General features: G+C 64.0%; 15 protein-coding genes. 8 read left to right on the forward strand and 7 right to left on the reverse strand.

What is annotated here, in order from left to right:
- Positions 1–56: 56 nt before the first annotated feature.
- The 7 genes from K6G35_RS24045 (at position 57) to K6G35_RS24075 (ending at position 6,384) form a co-directional block, all read left to right on the forward strand.
- Positions 57–590, forward strand: coding sequence for a GNAT family N-acetyltransferase (locus tag K6G35_RS24045; RefSeq protein WP_008652002.1), 534 nt, complete (start codon positions 57–59; stop codon positions 588–590).
- Between the two features lie 27 nt (positions 591–617).
- Complete coding sequence (locus K6G35_RS24050; protein WP_495676447.1) at positions 618–1,805, forward strand: MFS transporter; 1,188 nt, start codon at positions 618–620, stop codon at positions 1,803–1,805.
- A gap of 191 nt (positions 1,806–1,996) precedes the next feature.
- Positions 1,997–3,301 (forward strand): MFS transporter, encoded by a 1,305-nt coding sequence (locus tag K6G35_RS24055; RefSeq protein WP_495676448.1) that lies wholly within the window; start codon positions 1,997–1,999, stop codon positions 3,299–3,301.
- Positions 3,298–3,702, forward strand: coding sequence for an SRPBCC family protein (locus K6G35_RS24060; RefSeq protein ID WP_008651999.1), 405 nt, complete (start codon positions 3,298–3,300; stop codon positions 3,700–3,702). Before K6G35_RS24055 ends, K6G35_RS24060 begins: the two co-directional genes overlap by 4 nt.
- Positions 3,703–3,900: 198 nt before the next feature.
- Positions 3,901–4,272 carry an META domain-containing protein gene (locus K6G35_RS24065; RefSeq protein WP_008651998.1) on the forward strand — a complete coding sequence of 124 codons (372 nt, stop codon included), beginning with the start codon at positions 3,901–3,903 and terminating at the stop codon, positions 4,270–4,272.
- Between the two features lie 112 nt (positions 4,273–4,384).
- Positions 4,385–5,452, forward strand: coding sequence for a maleylacetate reductase (locus tag K6G35_RS24070; RefSeq protein ID WP_286881946.1), 1,068 nt, complete (start codon positions 4,385–4,387; stop codon positions 5,450–5,452).
- Between the two features lie 41 nt (positions 5,453–5,493).
- Positions 5,494–6,384, forward strand: a complete 891-nt coding sequence (locus tag K6G35_RS24075) for an intradiol ring-cleavage dioxygenase (protein WP_008651996.1) — start codon at positions 5,494–5,496, stop codon at positions 6,382–6,384.
- 46 nt (positions 6,385–6,430) lie between these two features.
- Here the strand turns inward: K6G35_RS24075 and K6G35_RS24080 are convergent, their stop codons facing one another.
- The 4 genes from K6G35_RS24080 to K6G35_RS24095 all read right to left on the reverse strand — a co-directional run bounded on the left by K6G35_RS24080 (position 6,431) and on the right by K6G35_RS24095 (position 9,893).
- On the reverse strand, positions 6,431–7,429 hold the full coding sequence (locus K6G35_RS24080; protein ID WP_411860112.1) for a Bug family tripartite tricarboxylate transporter substrate binding protein: 999 nt from the start codon (positions 7,427–7,429) through the stop codon (positions 6,431–6,433).
- Between the two features lie 61 nt (positions 7,430–7,490).
- Positions 7,491–8,192: a 3-oxoacid CoA-transferase subunit B gene (locus tag K6G35_RS24085; protein WP_495676449.1), complete on the reverse strand. Its 702-nt coding sequence runs from the start codon at positions 8,190–8,192 to the stop codon at positions 7,491–7,493.
- Positions 8,185–8,865, reverse strand: coding sequence for a 3-oxoacid CoA-transferase subunit A (locus K6G35_RS24090; protein WP_008651993.1), 681 nt, complete (start codon positions 8,863–8,865; stop codon positions 8,185–8,187). Before K6G35_RS24090 ends, K6G35_RS24085 begins: the two co-directional genes overlap by 8 nt.
- 41 nt (positions 8,866–8,906) lie before the next feature.
- A complete protein-coding gene (locus tag K6G35_RS24095; protein WP_051705480.1) occupies positions 8,907–9,893 on the reverse strand; it encodes a Bug family tripartite tricarboxylate transporter substrate binding protein in 987 nt (328 codons plus the stop codon).
- 280 nt (positions 9,894–10,173) lie between these two features.
- On the opposite strand from K6G35_RS24095, the gene K6G35_RS24100 reads away from it, so the two are divergent.
- Positions 10,174–10,785, forward strand: coding sequence for a TetR/AcrR family transcriptional regulator (locus tag K6G35_RS24100; RefSeq protein ID WP_008651991.1), 612 nt, complete (start codon positions 10,174–10,176; stop codon positions 10,783–10,785).
- Between the two features lie 98 nt (positions 10,786–10,883).
- Here the strand turns inward: K6G35_RS24100 and K6G35_RS24105 are convergent, their stop codons facing one another.
- From K6G35_RS24105 to K6G35_RS24115, 3 genes are read right to left on the reverse strand one after another with little or no spacing between them, the layout of a single operon-like run.
- Complete coding sequence (locus K6G35_RS24105; RefSeq protein WP_495676450.1) at positions 10,884–13,217, reverse strand: FAD-dependent oxidoreductase; 2,334 nt, start codon at positions 13,215–13,217, stop codon at positions 10,884–10,886.
- A 21-nt stretch (positions 13,218–13,238) separates the two neighbouring features.
- Positions 13,239–14,024, reverse strand: coding sequence for a 3-hydroxybutyrate dehydrogenase (locus tag K6G35_RS24110; protein WP_008651989.1), 786 nt, complete (start codon positions 14,022–14,024; stop codon positions 13,239–13,241).
- Positions 14,025–14,084: 60 nt separating this feature from the next.
- A complete protein-coding gene (locus K6G35_RS24115) occupies positions 14,085–14,825 on the reverse strand; it encodes an acetoacetate decarboxylase (RefSeq protein WP_008651987.1) in 741 nt (246 codons plus the stop codon).
- Positions 14,826–15,487 lie beyond the last annotated feature (662 nt).

The following is a 15,487-nucleotide window of genomic DNA, read 5'->3' on the forward strand; positions in this document are numbered from 1 at the left end:
TAGCGGATGCTTGCGTCTGCGCCTGAAAAGGTGGAACAGAAAACAAGGGGTAAACAATGTCAGAAATCACGATTCGCGATGCCACGCCGGACGACATGGAAGCGGTTTGCGCGATCTATAACGATGCGGTGGCGAACACCACGGCGATCTGGAACGAAGTGCTGGTCGACGTGGACAATCGCAAGGACTGGCTGGCCGCGCGCCGCAAGGCGGGCTTTCCGGTGCTGGTCGCGCAGGACGAGGCGGGGGCCGTGGTGGGCTATGCGTCGTTCGGCGACTGGCGTGCTTTCGACGGCTATCGCCATACGGTGGAGCATTCGGTCTATATCCGGAACGACCAGCGGGGCCGGGGCATTGCCGGGCTGATGATGCAGGCGCTCATCGAGCGCGCGCGCGACCTGAACAAGCACATCATGGTGGGCGCCATCGAGGCTGGAAATGCCAGTTCGATCCGCCTGCACGAGAAGCTTGGCTTCGAGCAGGTCGGCCTGATGAAGGAGGTTGGCATGAAGTTCGGCAAGTGGCTCGACCTGGTATTCATGCAGCTCAATATCGATCATCGCAGCACCCCGGACGTCGCCCAGCGGTAATCCGGCAGGCTCGGATCGAACACAACCGTGAAACGGGGATCCGCTCAATTCTCGCCGGTGCTGACGATTGCCATCGCGCAGCTGTTTGGCACGTCACTCTGGTTCAGCGCCAACAGCGCCGCTGACGACCTCGTCCGGACGTGGGGGCTGACGGCAGCCAATATCGGCACGCTGACGGCGGCGGTCCAGGCCGGGTTCATTCTCGGCACCATGGCTTTTGCCTTGCTGGGGCTCGCCGACAGGTTCTCCGCGAGCCGGATCTTCGGTCTGGCGGCCCTGCTCGGGGCAGGGTTCAACGCGTGGTTCGCCTGCCTGTCCGGTGATTTCTCTGCCGCCATCGCGCTTCGGTTCGCGGTAGGGGTGTGCCTGGCGGGCATCTATCCGATCGGCATGAAGCTGATCATCAGTTGGGCGCCGGACAGGGCGGGCGCGGCGCTGGCATTGCTGGTAGGAATGCTGACGCTGGGGACCGCGCTGCCACACGGCTTGCGTATCGCCGCAGCCCAGTGGCCCTGGCAGTACGTCATGGCGGGCTCGTCGGTGCTGGCCTGCGCGGCGGCGGTGCTGGTGCTCTGCCTGGGCAATGGGCCGCATCTGCCGGTGCGCCGGCATGGCGCGCCAAGTCCCGGCAATCCGCTGCGTGCCTTTCGCGATCGCCGGTTCAGAGCCGTGGCGGTGGGCTACTTCGGGCATATGTGGGAGCTCTACGCGTTCTGGACGGTATTGCCGATGCTCGTCGCCCGTTCGTCGCTGCCGTCCGGTTTCGGTGGACTCAGTATTTCCGCGCTGGCATTCGCGATCATCGGCATCGGCGCCCTTGGCTGCATTGCAGGTGGCCTGCTGACCCACTGGGTGGATAGCGCCGGCGTGGCGCTGGGCGCGTTGGCGATCTCCGGCACCTGCTGCCTGCTCTTGCCATTCGCCGCCGATGCGCTCTCGCCGGGTTGGCTGCTGTGCTTCTTCCTGGTCTGGGGGGCGACCGTCATCGCGGACTCGCCACAGTTCTCGGCCCTGGCGGCCAGGGCCTGCCCGCCAACATTGGTTGGGGGCGCGCTTGCCATTCAGAACTCGATCGGCTTCGCGCTGACCGTGGTGTCCATTGCGCTGGCGTCCACTTACCTCGGCGAACTGGGGTTGAAGACGTCCTGGATTCTGCTGCCGGGCCCGATACTGGGCATTCTGGGCTTCCTGCTGCTTCGTCGCCGCCCGGCGTGAATGGAAACCCACCCATGCGGCGGGATCAAGGGCGGACACCTGAGCGCGGTGCGACCACGTTTTCTTACCTACACTTATTTCGAGCAGCCGCTGTGTGCTGTCACGGGCACTCCAAGGGGCCGTGCTGCTAGCCGTTCCGGTCCCAGGACCAGAGCGAATCACCATCGCAGTCTTGCCGCGTGGATACGACGATGCTGGCCGCTTCAGGTCATCAGGGCTCCGAGGGCAACGACCGAACCTTGCTGTACTTTGGTTGGCTGACCCTGTTCATCTATCTGGCGACGCCGGCCGGTGCGCTCGTCGATATCCAGACGTCGTACGTCCTCAAGAACGAGTTGCACGCGACGGCAACGCAGATTTCCACGTTTCGGCTGGTGACGGGCATCCCCGTCTATGTAGCGTTCGTTTTCGGACTGGCGCGGGACCAATGGAACCCGCTCGGGTTACGGGATCGCGGCTACTTCCTGATATTCGCGCCGATGACCGCGCTGGCCTGCGTCTGGATGGCGTATTCGGGGTTCTCGTACACCGGGCTTCTGGCCGGGACACTGATGGCCATGCTGGCATTCCGGTTCGTCGCGGCCGCCTATCAGGGGCTGATCGCCCTGGTCGGCCAGGAAAAGCTCATGTCCGGCCGCCTGAGCGCGCTGTGGAACGTGATCGGGTCCGTTCCGGTCGTGGCGGGCGCCTTTGCTTCTGGCTATGTCTCCGACCATCTGGCGGCGGCGGAAGCGTTCTTCCTGGTGGCGATCGTCAATCTGCTGATCGTCGCGCTGGCGCTCTGGAAACCCCCGTCGGTCTTCGGCCAGATCTATGACAGGCCCCTGGCCCGCGCCACCGATTTCGTCGGGAACGTCAGGCGGCTGGTCAGACACAAGGCCGTCTATCCGGCAGTGCTGATCTGCTTTCTGTGGAACTTCGCCCCGGGCTCCGCCACGCCGCTGCAGTTCTACCTGACCAACGAACTGCACGCGTCGGACTCCGTCTACTCGTACTACAACGGCATCTTCGCTGCCGCATTTGTGCCGACGTTCCTGCTTTATGGCTATCTGTGCAAGCGGGTGGCCCTGAACAGGCTGCTGTGGTGGGGCACGATCATCGCCGTGCCGCAGATGGTCCCGCTGGCGTTCATCCATTCCGCCGACCTTGCGCTGGTGCTGGCCGCGCCAATCGGGCTGATGGGCGGCATCGCCACGGCAGCCTATCTCGACCTCGCGATGCGGTCGTGCCCGCCGGGCCTGCAAGGCACCCTGATGATGCTGGTGGATGGGGTCCTCGCGCTCTCGGGGCGCGCTGGCGATCTGCTGGGCTCCTGGATCTACAATAGCGTGCCCTCGCACGGATTCACCTATTGCGTGATTGCCACCACCGCAGTGTATGGGCTGATCCTGGCCGTGATCCCGCTGGCGCCGAAGGCGCTGATTGCCACCCGGGATGGCGAGCCAGCCTTGACGGCGCAAGCCGAGGCCTTGAACGAGATTCGGGAGAGTCTATGAACGTTACCGTTGAAACCACTGTTGCAGCGCCTGTCGGAAAGGTGTGGCGCGCCTATACGACGCCGGAAGACATCAAGCAATGGAATGCCGCGTCCGACGACTGGCACACCACGGCCGCCACGGTTGACTTGCGGGAGGGGGGTGCCTTCTCTTCGCGGATGGAGGCCAAGGACGGCAGTATGGGTTTCGATTTCGCCGGTACCTACACGAAGATCGTGGAAAACAAGCTGATCGAATACGCGTTCGGGGACCGGACTGCCAAGGTCGAGTTCCTCGAGGCACCGCAGGGGGTCACCGTGCGGGTGAGCTTCGTCGCCGAGACGGAGTACCCGGTCGAGCAGCAGCAACAAGGCTGGCAGGCCATCCTGAACAACTTCAAGCGCTACGTGGAATCGCATTGAGAGGCGTCCGCAACGCCGTTGGCGTTGCTCCACGGACCTGGCCCCTGCATTGACGCCCGCTTTCGCGGGCGTTTTTCCTGGGCCTCGGAAGTTCTATGCTTGAGGCAGGGGATGGACTGGGCGTATTGCCCGGCCAGACTCGGGCCACGACGACCAGCACGTCTGCAGTCACGGCCCAGGAAGCAGGGCGGTGACGATATGAACCGGTTCTACGCAATGGTTGCGGTGTGCGGCCTCATGGCCGCCTGCGTATCGACTGGTATCGATGTCAAGCCCGAGCAGATGCAGAGTTTCATTCTGGGCTTCTCCACGCTCGATGACGTGACCGGACAGCTTGGCAATCCAACCTCGCAGGCGACGACTAGCGACGGGGCGATCGTGCTGGTCTACGCGTATGCGACCTCGAAGCCGCATCCGGAGAGCTTTCTTCCCTTTATCGGTCCGCTGTTCGCCGGCGGCGACATCCTGTCGTCGACGGTGCTGTTCGAGTTCGATCAGAACGGCGTACTCCGGAGCGAGCGCAGGACGACTTCCAGCGGCGCCACGGGCCTGACCGTCCTGCCGCATTGATTGAGTCAGGCGCGAGCCGGGCGATTCGGTCGCCCGCTCGCCCAACATGTGCGTCATGCGAAGCGGGACTACACTGAAGCGCATTCGGTGGGTCGATGCCTTGGGAGAGGGGATGGAATCGTTCGTTTATCAAGCCACGCCGTCGCGGGTGGTCTTCGGCGCGGGCCGGTTGGCGGCGTTGCCCGAGGAGGTGCTGCGGCTAGGCGCGCGGCGGGCTCTGGTACTGACCACGCCCGGGCATCGGGCACTTGGCGAGCGGGTGGCCGCGTTGCTGGGCGAGTGCTCCGCAGGCGTCTACAGCGAGGCCGTGATGCATGTGCCGGTGGAGGTGGCCCACGCCGCACGCGACGAGGCCGCGCGGCTGGGTGCTGACTGCTACGTGGCGGTTGGCGGTGGGTCCACCATCGGGCTTGGCAAGGCCATCGCGCTCGTTTCGGGGCAACCCATCATCGCGGTACCCACCACCTACGCAGGATCGGAAGTAACACCGATCTACGGCCTGACCGAAGGACGCCTGAAACAGACCGGCCGCGACCCGCGCGTGCTGCCGCGTACGGTCCTCTACGATCCCGAACTGACGCTGACGTTGCCGGTGGAGATCTCCGCCGCCTCCGGCATGAATGCGATGGCGCACGCGGTGGAGGCGCTATACGCCGAGGACGCCAACCCGATCATCAGCCTGATGGCCGAGGCGTCGATTCGCGCGCTGGCCGGGGCCTTGCCCACCGTGGTGCGGCGGCCGGACGATATCGACGCCCGTGGTGACGCGCTGTACGGCGCGTGGCTGGCGGGTGCCTGCCTTGGCTCGGTTGGCATGGCGATCCATCACAAGCTTTGCCACACGCTGGGCGGGACTTTCAACCTGCCCCATGCGCAGACCCATGCCATCTTGCTACCGCATACCGCGCACTACAACCACGCCGCCGCGCCGCTTGCGCTGGCACGCGTGGCGCGGGCGCTGGGTGGCGAACGCGCGCAGGATGCCGGCCCGTTGCTGTTCCGGCTGAACCAGTCGCTGGGTATCGCCACGGCGTTGTCGGCCATCGGTATGCCCGAGGATGGGTTGGACGAGGCCGCCACGCTGGCCTGCGCCAATCCCTACTACAACCCGAGGCCGGTCGAGCGCGAGCCGATCCGGGCGTTGCTGGAACGCGCCTGGCGCGGCGAGAGCCCGGCCTGAGACGGATCGGCGCACGGAAACCAACACAAAGGAGAGACACCATGGAGGCAACGCCCCACGCAGCCGCCGAAGCCGCGCTGACCGAGCAGGTCGTCGCGCGCTTCGCCGATACGCCCGATCCTCGCCTGCGCGCGCTGATGCAAGGGCTGGTGCGCCACCTTCACGCCTATGTGCGCGAGTGCGAGCCGACGGAAGCGGAGTGGTTCGCCGCCATCCAGTTCCTGACCGATACCGGCAAGATGTGCGACGGGCTGGTCCGGCAGGAATTCATCCTGTTGTCGGACACGCTGGGGGTGTCGATGCTGGTCGATGCGATCAACCACCGGCAGTCCACGGGCGCTACCGAGACCACCGTATTTGGCCCGTTCTACATTGCCGGGATGCCCGACCGCTCGGCAGGAGAGAACATGGCCCTTACGCGGGGCACGCCGGCGCTGGTTCATGGTCGCGTGTTCTCCGCCGATGGCACGCCGCTGCGTGGCGCGGTGCTCGACATCTGGCAGACCGCGGAGAACGGCATGTATTCGGGCCAGGACACTGCGCAGCCTACGGGCAACCTGCGCGGCCGTTATCGCACCGACGACGAGGGCTACTACGCCATCCGCACCATCGTGCCGGTGAGCTATCCGATTCCGACCGACGGGCCGGTCGGCCACATGCTCACGTCTACCAGACGGCATCCGTGGCGGCCGGCGCACCTGCATTTCATGATCGACGCGCCGGGCCATCGCCGGCTGGTCACACACCTGTTCAACCGGGGCGATCCGTACCTGGACTCGGACGCGGTGTTCGGCGTCAAGCCATCGCTGCAGGTGGCTTACGAGGAGCGGCCCGCCGACCATCCGCTGGCGCGGCGCTTCGGCTTCGATGGGCCGTTTCGTGAAGCACGCTACGACTTCGTGCTCGATCCGGTCCCCAAGGCAGAGGGCTGACGGCAGAGGGCAGGGGACTGAGGGCTGAGGGCCGAGGCTGGCGTCCTTACTCCAGCTTCACGCCCGCGTCGCGCACCACCTTGTTCCATCGCGCCAGCTCGGCGTCGATATGCGCGCCCAAGGCGGCCGGCGTGGACCCTACCGGCTCGTAGCCATTGGCGGCGAGTTGCGAACGGAGTTCCGGCTGGGTCAGCACGGTGGCAATCTCGCTGCTGAGTTTGTCGACGACGGCGCGCGGGGTGCCGGCCGGGGCCAGGATGGCATACCAGCCATTGATGTCGAAGCCGGGCACGCCAGCTTCGGCCAGCGTCGGCACATCGGGCGCCATCGCGGCGCGTTTGGCGCTGGTCACGGCCAGCGCGGTCATGCGGCCGGCGCGGATCTGCGGCATCGAGGTCGAGATGCTGTCGAACGTAAGCTGAATATCGCCGGCGAGCATGGCGTTGACCACCTGGGCGCTACCCTTGTACGGCACGTGGGTCATCTTGACGCCCGCCATCGAATCGAACAGTTCGCCAGCCAGATGCCCGGTGTTGCCGTTGCCGGCGGAGCCGAAGGTAATGGTGCCGGGCGCGGCCTTGGCGGCGGCGATCAGATCGGGCACGTTGCGCGCCTTGAGCGACGGGCTGCCGGCCAGGATCAACGGCAGGTTGGCCACCAGCGAGACCGGCGCGAAGTCCTTGCGCGTGTCGTACGGCAGCTTGGGATACAGGCTCGGATTGATCGCGTGAGCGGCCAGCACCATGATCAGCGTGTAGCCGTCGGGTTTGCTGCGGGCCAGCGCCTGCGTGGCGATCGTGCCACCGGCGCCGGGTCGATAGTCAAGGACGATGGGCTGGCCCAGCCGCTCCTGAAGCTTGGCGCCGAGCGGGCGGGCAAGCAGGTCGGCGCTGCCGCCGGGCGGGTAGGGAATGAGCAACTGAATCGGGCGGGATGGCCACGCATCCGCCGCGTGGGCGCCAAGCGGCAGGGCGGCGATGGCGGTGGTGGCCAGCAGCACGCGTAGCGCGATGCTGGCGGTCAGGCTCATCTTTCCGGTTGTCATCCTGGTCATGCTTGTCCCCTCTCTTGTTCTAGTGGTGGTCCTGCTCGATCCGTCGATGCTTTCAGCGCCCTGGCCTTAGCACGCGGCAGTCGGCCGCCAGCGTGAGTGGTGCGGCCGATAGCGCCTGCACCGTTTCGAATGACACACCCTCGACCAAGCCGGTTACCAGCAATGGCTTGCCGGGCCGAACGTCGATCACGGCCAGGTCGGTATAGATGCGGTCAACCACGCCGATGCCTGTCAACGGGTAGCTGCAGCGTTCGACGATCTTCGGCTGTCCGTCGCGCGTCACGTGTTCCATCATCACGAACAGCCTGGCCGCGCCCACCACCAGGTCCATCGCGCCGCCTACCGCGGGAATCGCATCGGACTCGCCGGTCGACCAGTTGGCCAGATCGCCGTTGGCCGCGACCTGGAATCCGCCCAGCACCGTGATATCGATATGCCCGCCGCGCATCATGGTGAACGACACCGCGTGGTCCGAGATCGACGCGCCGGCGATCAGGCTGATCGGCTCCTTGCTGGCGTTGATCAGGTCCGGGTCGGTCTCGCCTTCGCGGATGACCGGACCCATGCCGAGGATGCCGTTCTCGCTGTGCAGCACGATCTCGCGGTCGTCGGGCAACTGGTCGGAAACGAGCGTGGGCATCCCGATGCCGAGATTGACGACGCTGCCATCGGGAATGTCATGGGCGACGATGCGCGCCATCTGGGCGCGGCTCAGTCGCGGCAGCGTGCCGAGGCGGGGCAGGGTGTCATGCATGGCTGTCTCCCGATGTTGCCAGGACCACTGTCTGGACGAAGATTCCCGGCGTCATCACGTGTTGCGGCGTCATCTCGCCCAGCGGGACGATCTCGTCGACCTGCACGATGGTGTGTCGCGCGGCGGTGCACATCACCGGCCCGAAGTTGCGGCCCGCGTAGCGGTAGGTCAGATTGCCCCAGCGATCGGCACGGTGTGCCTTGATCAGCGCGAAGTCGCCGTGCAGCGGTTGTTCCAGCACATAGCCGGTGCCATTGATAACGCGGCTTTCCTTGCCTTCGGCCAGCGCGGTGCCATACGCCGTGGGCGTGAAGAACGGCCCGAGCCCGGCGCCTGCGGCGCGCATCCGCTCCACCAGCGTGCCCTGCGGCACGCACTCGAGCGCGACCTTGCCGGCGCGATACGCATCAATGAACGCCTCGGCATTGTTCGAACGCGGGTGCGAGCAGATGACCTTGCGCACGCGGCCCGCGCGTATCAGCGCGGCAATGCCAGCATCGCCGTTGCCGGCGTTGTTGTTGACGATGGTGAGGTCGCGCGCGCTGTGCGCCAGCAAGGCATCGAGCAGTTCGTCGGGAATGCCCGAACCGCCGAAGCCGCTGACCAACACCGTGGCGCCGTCGCCAATGCCCGAAACCGCGGCGGCGAGCGAGGGCGCGATCTTGTCGATCATGAGAACTCCTTTGCCGATGAAACTGCGATACGGTGATGCGGCTACTGCTGCGGAATGCCCGTGTCCTTGACGACCCGCGCCCAGCGCAGGCGCTCCTGTTCGATGAACTGGCCGAAGTGCTCGGGCGTGTCGCCGCCCGCCTGTCCGCCAAGTTCAGCCAGCCGCGACTTGATCTGCGGCTCGGCCAGCGCCGTTGCCGCGGCCTTGTGCAGTTGCGCGATTACCGCCGGCGGTGTGCCGGCGCGTGCCACCAGGCCGAACCACGCCGTCACCTGGAAATCGTCGAAGCCGGCTTCCTTCATCGTCGGCACGTCGGGTAGTTCGGCCACGCGCGTCCCGCTGGTCACGGCCAGCGCGCGCAGCTTGCCAGCCTGGATCTGCGGCAGCGAACTGGGCAGGTTGTCGACCATCATCGTCACCTGGCCCGCCACCAGATCGGCCACGGCAGGCGCCGCGCCCTTGTAGGGCACGTGGATGATGTCGATGCCGGCGCGCTTCTTGAAGAGTTCGCCCGACAGGTGCACAGACTGGCCCGAGCCCGACGACCCGAACGACAGCTTGCCCGGCTCGGACTTCGCCAGCGCCACCAGTTCCGCCACGTTGCGCGCGGGCACCTTGGCATTGACCACCAGCACGTTTGGCACGGAGACCACCATCGTGATCGGCGCGAAATCCTGGGGTTTGTAGGGCAGCTGGCGATACAGCGCGTAGTTGATCGCGTTCGGCCCAATGTTGCCCATCATCAACGTGTAGCCGTCGGCCGGCGCCAGGAGCAGCGCTTGCGAGCCGATGATGCCGGCGCCACCGGCACGGTTGTCCACCACCACCGGCTGGCCCAGGATCTCGCTCATGCGCTTGCCTACCAGGCGGGCCGCGATATCAGTGGTACCGCCTGCGGCGGCCGGCACGATCAACCGGATCGGCCGCTCTGGCCAGGCGGCCTGCGCGGTACCGGCCATGCCAAATGACAATGCGGATGCCGCAACCCATGCGGCGGCCAGACGCGCCCCGCCCATCTTGATGGTCATGCCTGTCTCCTTGTCCGGCGCTCGCGCACATGGCTGGGCTGACGGTGCCGTTCTGTTTCTTGTCGTTCTGTGTCGATACGCGGAAGCGCGGATCGCGACCTAAGATAGGCCGCTGCCCGGAGCAATGGAATTCACGATTCACAAATCGGGCCTTCGGGATCGCGGAAGGGGCGCCGTCCCGCGTGTCTCCAGGGGACGTCTGCTGATGTACTGCGTGGTACATTGACGCGCTGCGGTACGGCGTTCCATGCCGGGGCCGCGCCAACCAAGAGCCCAGTGAATGCCGAAAGCCAAAACCACCGCCGCGGACCGCTCATCCAGCGAGCAAGCCGTTCAACTGCTGGATGCCGCCACAGAACACGTGCTGGCTCACGGTCTGGGAGACCTGTCGCTGCGCAATGTCGCGGATGCGCTGGGCACCAGCCATCGAATGCTGATCTACTACTTCGGATCTGCCGATGGCTTCTGGCAGGCGTTGCTGTTTCGCGTGCGACATACCGAGCAGCAGGCGCGTCTGCGCGCGTTCTCGGGCGGTATGGATAGCGGCGCGGCGATGGAAGCCGCCTGGGACCGCTATTCCGCGCCGGGCTATCTGCCCGTGATGCAGTTGCTGTTCGAGATCTACGGCAGGGCAATCCGCGATCGCGATCGTTTCAGCGGCTTCCTGGAGGACGTCGTGGGTAGCTGGACTTCGATGCTGGCTGAGCGTCTGCAGCAAAGCATGAACATCAGCGAAGAAGAAGCCCGGCTCTACGCGCGTGTTGAAGTCGCCACGATGCGAGGGCTGCTACTGGACCTGATCACGACTGGGGACCGCAAGGGCACCACCGCCGCGCTCAAGTACTTCGCGAGCAAGATGGCGACGCCTGGCAAGGGGCGGAAGGGCGCATAGCGGGCGCCCATCGGAGAGTCCCGAGGCGGGCGCCTGTTCAATCCCGGTGTCACCAGAGTTCCGCCGCGGCGTGGCTCAATGCCCATCGCTGCGAGTGCTTACGGCATGACACCGTCTGACACATCCCCCGTGACACTTTCATCCGAATCGCCCAGCTTTAGCACCAGGCCATCGCTTGCGTTTGGAATCGGTCCCAACACCACCGTGACCTCCGCATACCCCTGGGCCATATTCGCCTGAATTGCCGTCTTGGAGAAGTCGTAGTCACGCGACGATGGCTCGTCGGATGGTCCCTCGCGCACGAATCGCGAGATACTCGTGCGCGCGCCGTCCCCCATGAGCTGGATGTACTGCGGACGGCTTTTGATTTTCTCGCGCCTGACAGGCTCGATTTCCTGAAGGATGTAGTCCACAAGCTCGCGATACGCGTCTCTCAGTTCGCGTGCGCGCTGATCGCTACGGATGCGCTCCGAGTACACGATCTCGTCGCGGCGCGCGAGGATTTCCATCATGCCGGACGGCAACGGTTTTTCGCCGGAGAAAAGATCGACAATGAAGACGCGCTTCCCATCCGGGCCGCAGCGTTCGGTCACCATGTCGAGGGGAGAGTTGGACACGATCCCGCCATCCCAGTAGGGCACCCCGTCGACGAATGTCCACGAGAAGCCCGGCGGCAAGCTGCCGCTGGCGAGGATATGATCCGGCGTCAGGTCGTCAACGTAACTGTCGAAGATCTCGAACTTCGAAGTCAGGACATTGACGGCGCCGACCAGCAATCGCACCGGGCTGTTGCGTAGCCCGCCGAAATCCACGTACTTCTCCAGCAGCGCTTTCATGGGGGAGGTATCGTAGAAGCTCGTCCAGTCCCATGGCGCGACCCAAGGCTGGTCGAAAGCGGGCATCCAGCGGGGCCGAAAGAAGTTGGGCACGCCAAGCTGCAGTATCTGCATGGCCGTCGTGGCGCGTCGCAAGGGTTCCGAATGAAAGTGAGGGGTGCAAACCGAAAGATCGGACCAGAACGACTCGAGCGCTTCAGTCGCGTTGCCGGGGTTGCTGGCAATGATCGCGCCGTTGAGTGCGCCAATCGATATCCCGGCCACGATGTCAGGAAAGATCTTGCGTTCCTCGAGACCCTTGACGACCCCACACTCGAACGCGCCAAGCGCGCCGCCACCCTGCAGGATCAGCACGGTCTGCACCGGCAACTGATCGAGCGCGAAGTCGGGGTCGCCCAACTCCGCTTTCTGCGGCAGCACATTGGTGCGGTACCGTATCAGCCCTTCGGCAAGGCGCAACTCGGTGGCTGGTCGTCCAATGGAGAACACGGCGCGCACCACATCGTCCTTCAGGTAGAAGAGCGCAAAGGAGCGGTCCTCCAGCGAGCCCCGGGCGATGCATTCGTCGGCCCCCTCGGGAGCGCCGAGCATGTTGAAGCCAATATCACCTACGTCGCAGAAGAAGTATGAGACGAGGTCATAGCGCATCCGGCGGCCAAGCATGTTCATTGCCGCAAGGCGGCCCTGCTTGGCGGCGTTGTCCCAGTGCTCGATATGACGCCGGCGGGCGAAGACGGGATCGTGGAAGCTCGTGACATCGCCTGCTGCCCAGACGTTTGGCACGTTCGTCTGCAGCAACTCGTCTACGGCAACGTAGCCTTTCTCGAGCGCGATCCCGCTACCCTCGAGGAAGCGCGTTGCCGGATCCACTCCCGCGCACACGACAACAACGTCACACGGCAGCCTCCTGCCTGAGCGTGTTTCGACTTCCGCCACCTTGCGCTGCCCATGCAGGGCCACCACCGCGTCTTCGAGGACGATGGATGCGCCGCGCTCCTGCGCGTGCAGGCGGAAGAACTCCGACAGCATCCTGGATTCGAGATGACGCAGCAGTCGGTCACTCTCCTCGATCACCGTCACATCGAGGCCCATTTCGCTCAGGGTCATGGCGGTTTCCATGCCGAGGAAGCTGCCACCGATCACCACGACGCGCTTGCCCTTCGATGCGGCATCGCGAATGGCATCGCAATCCTGCCTGGACCTTAGGGTGTGGATGCCATGGAGCGACATCCCCGGGACATCGAGCAGCCTCGGTGTCGCGCCGGTTGCGATCAGGAGGTTTCCGTAGTGGATGCGCGCGCCCACCGAGGTCTCTACTATCTGACGGACGGGATCGACGGATGCAACTGTCGTGTCCAGCGCGATATCTATCGCCTGCTCCCGGTAGAACTGCTCGGAGTGCAGCAGGAACTGGGAGTCCTCTGACGGCTCCTGCAGATACTGTTTCGAGAGTCTCGTCCGCAGATACGGCAGGGTCGACTCTGTCGAAAGCATGAGGATGGAGCCTGTCGCGCCTTCTCTGCGCAGCGTTTCCGCTGCGCGCGCGCTCGCAAGCCCACCGCCGATCAAAAGGAAATCAACCTGCTTGTGCGTCATATCGCTCCCTGGGGCGTTCGATTACTGCATGAACCAGCCGTGGCTGACAACAAACGATTGTCCGGTCAGTGCCGCGCTCGGGAACGTGCAAAGGAACAGGACGGTCTGCGCGACATCCTCCACAGTGGTGAAGACGCCATCGACAGTACCGCCAAGCATGACGTTTCGCACCACTTCGGCCTCGCTGATGCCCAGTTCCTTGGCCTGCTGTGGAATCTGTTTCTCCATCAGCGGCGTCTTTACGAAGCCAGGACAGATGACATGCGAGCGCACATTATGAGCCGCGCCTTCCTTGGCCAGCACCTTGGCCAGCCCCAGCAATCCATGTTTCGCGGTCACGTACGCCGACTTCAGCGGCGACGCTTCGTGGGAGTGCACGGATCCCATGTAGATCACTACACCGCCACGGTCGTCCTTGTACATGTGCTTGAGCGCGGCCTTCGTCGTCAGGAATGCGCCGTCCACATGGATGGCTTGCATCTTCTTCCAGTCCGAGAACGCATAGCTCTCGATGGGATTGACGATCTGGATGCCCGCGTTCGAGACCAGGATATCGATTGAGCCAAACTCCGCCGCGACCTTGTCGATGCCTTGATTGACTGCGTCCTCGTTGGTGACGTCCATGGCCACGCCGATGGCCTTGCCGCCAGATTTCCGGATTTCATCGGCGACGCCATTCGCGCCATCGAGATTCATGTCGGCGATGGCAACCGCGGCCCCGCCTTTCGCCAGTTCCAACGCAATTTCCTTGCCGATGCCGCTTGCCGCACCGGTGACGACTGCAACCTTGCCGTTCAGATTAGTCATGATCAACTCCTGGATACGTTGAGTACGTTGAGTAAGTTGGATACGCGAGAACAAGAACTGCTACTTCGCCAGATAGTCGTGCACGACCTCGCCGAGACCCAGCGTCAGGTCGGCGATCAGGTGGCGTGCTTCGACGATTTCAAGAACCGGAAGATCGGCAACCGGTGCGAGGGCATGGGGAGACAACTGCAGTGACGCGGGACCGGTCCAGGCCCCTTTCATCGTGATGTTTTCGAGGTAGTAGCGCACCAGTTCGCAGACGCGAGGGGAGCCGTCCACGTGAGGCACCACTTTCAGCAGGAAGTTCGGCATGGCAAGCCGCCTGGCCTGTTCCGCAAGATCGAGCTCGCGGTGCTTGTAGCCCATCGTGCCGGTGGCAATCCGGACCGGGCCGTAATCGAGTGTGCCAACGAGCGTGTCGATATGCGTTTCGAGGGCTGGCGAAGCCAGCTTCTTGGGAAACCCCCAGAGTTCCCGGCCGCCCGCAATCGGCGGATGATCATTCAGGTACATCGCATGGGTGTAACTGCCTGCCACGCCTTCGTACTCGACGGGGATGACCTGGCCACTTTCCGTGTAGTTGCCAAAGCCGGTCGAATCCGGCATCCGGATGAACTCGTAGCTCACCAGGGGCGAGGTGACTTTCAAGGGTTCGGGGACAGCCTCGCGCAACCGATCCATGTCCGTGCGATAGGTCACGATAAAGAACTCCCGATTCACGAAGCGATACGGCCCCATCGGGAACGCTGGGCTCGTGATTGGCATGGCAAACGCACGCGAAGCTACGGAGTCTATTTTCATGACATTCCTGTGTTTAGATCCCATCGGGATGATTTGGATGATCAGGCCACCACGCACCATCACGGCAAACGGTGAATGCACTGTCAGGCTGCGAGCCGGAAGGTTTTGAGTCGTCGCCGAACCGCGTGGCAGTACGCAAGGGGGAGCGGTGTTAGCGGTCACGCGCGCGGCGCAGAGCAGGGGATTGAAGCAAGCGAGCCACAGTCAAGGCGGACAGGCCAATGGCGCAGAGGAGGGGGAGGGTGAAAGTAAAAGCAGAAAGGAGGAATTCCATTGCTGTGCCGTTCTCTGAAACCTGGCAAGAACTTGCGGTGGGTTGCGCATGGCTTCCAGTGTAGGTTTCAAGATGCATCGTAAAAAGGGAGAGGTCGCCGACATACTGTTCAGTAATACGAACAGTTGTTTGGAAACTTTCCTGTCTGGTGTCCGACGACACGTATGCCGATCTGACAACGGGCCTCTGGTTTGATTCATTTTTTTCTTAAAAAGAAGGCGCGGAACTCTTATGCAAATCTGCGCTTGATCAATGAAGCTTTCGTGAAACCGTGGCGAAGGCTGCCTGGCCTTGTGTCACTGGTCTGCCTTTCCACCGCGCGTCAGAAAGCGCACAAGAATGCTCTTGGGTTCAAGTAGCACTACACAGCGATACGCAGAATCCAGAT

This window comes from Cupriavidus sp. HY129, from assembly GCF_059492215.1.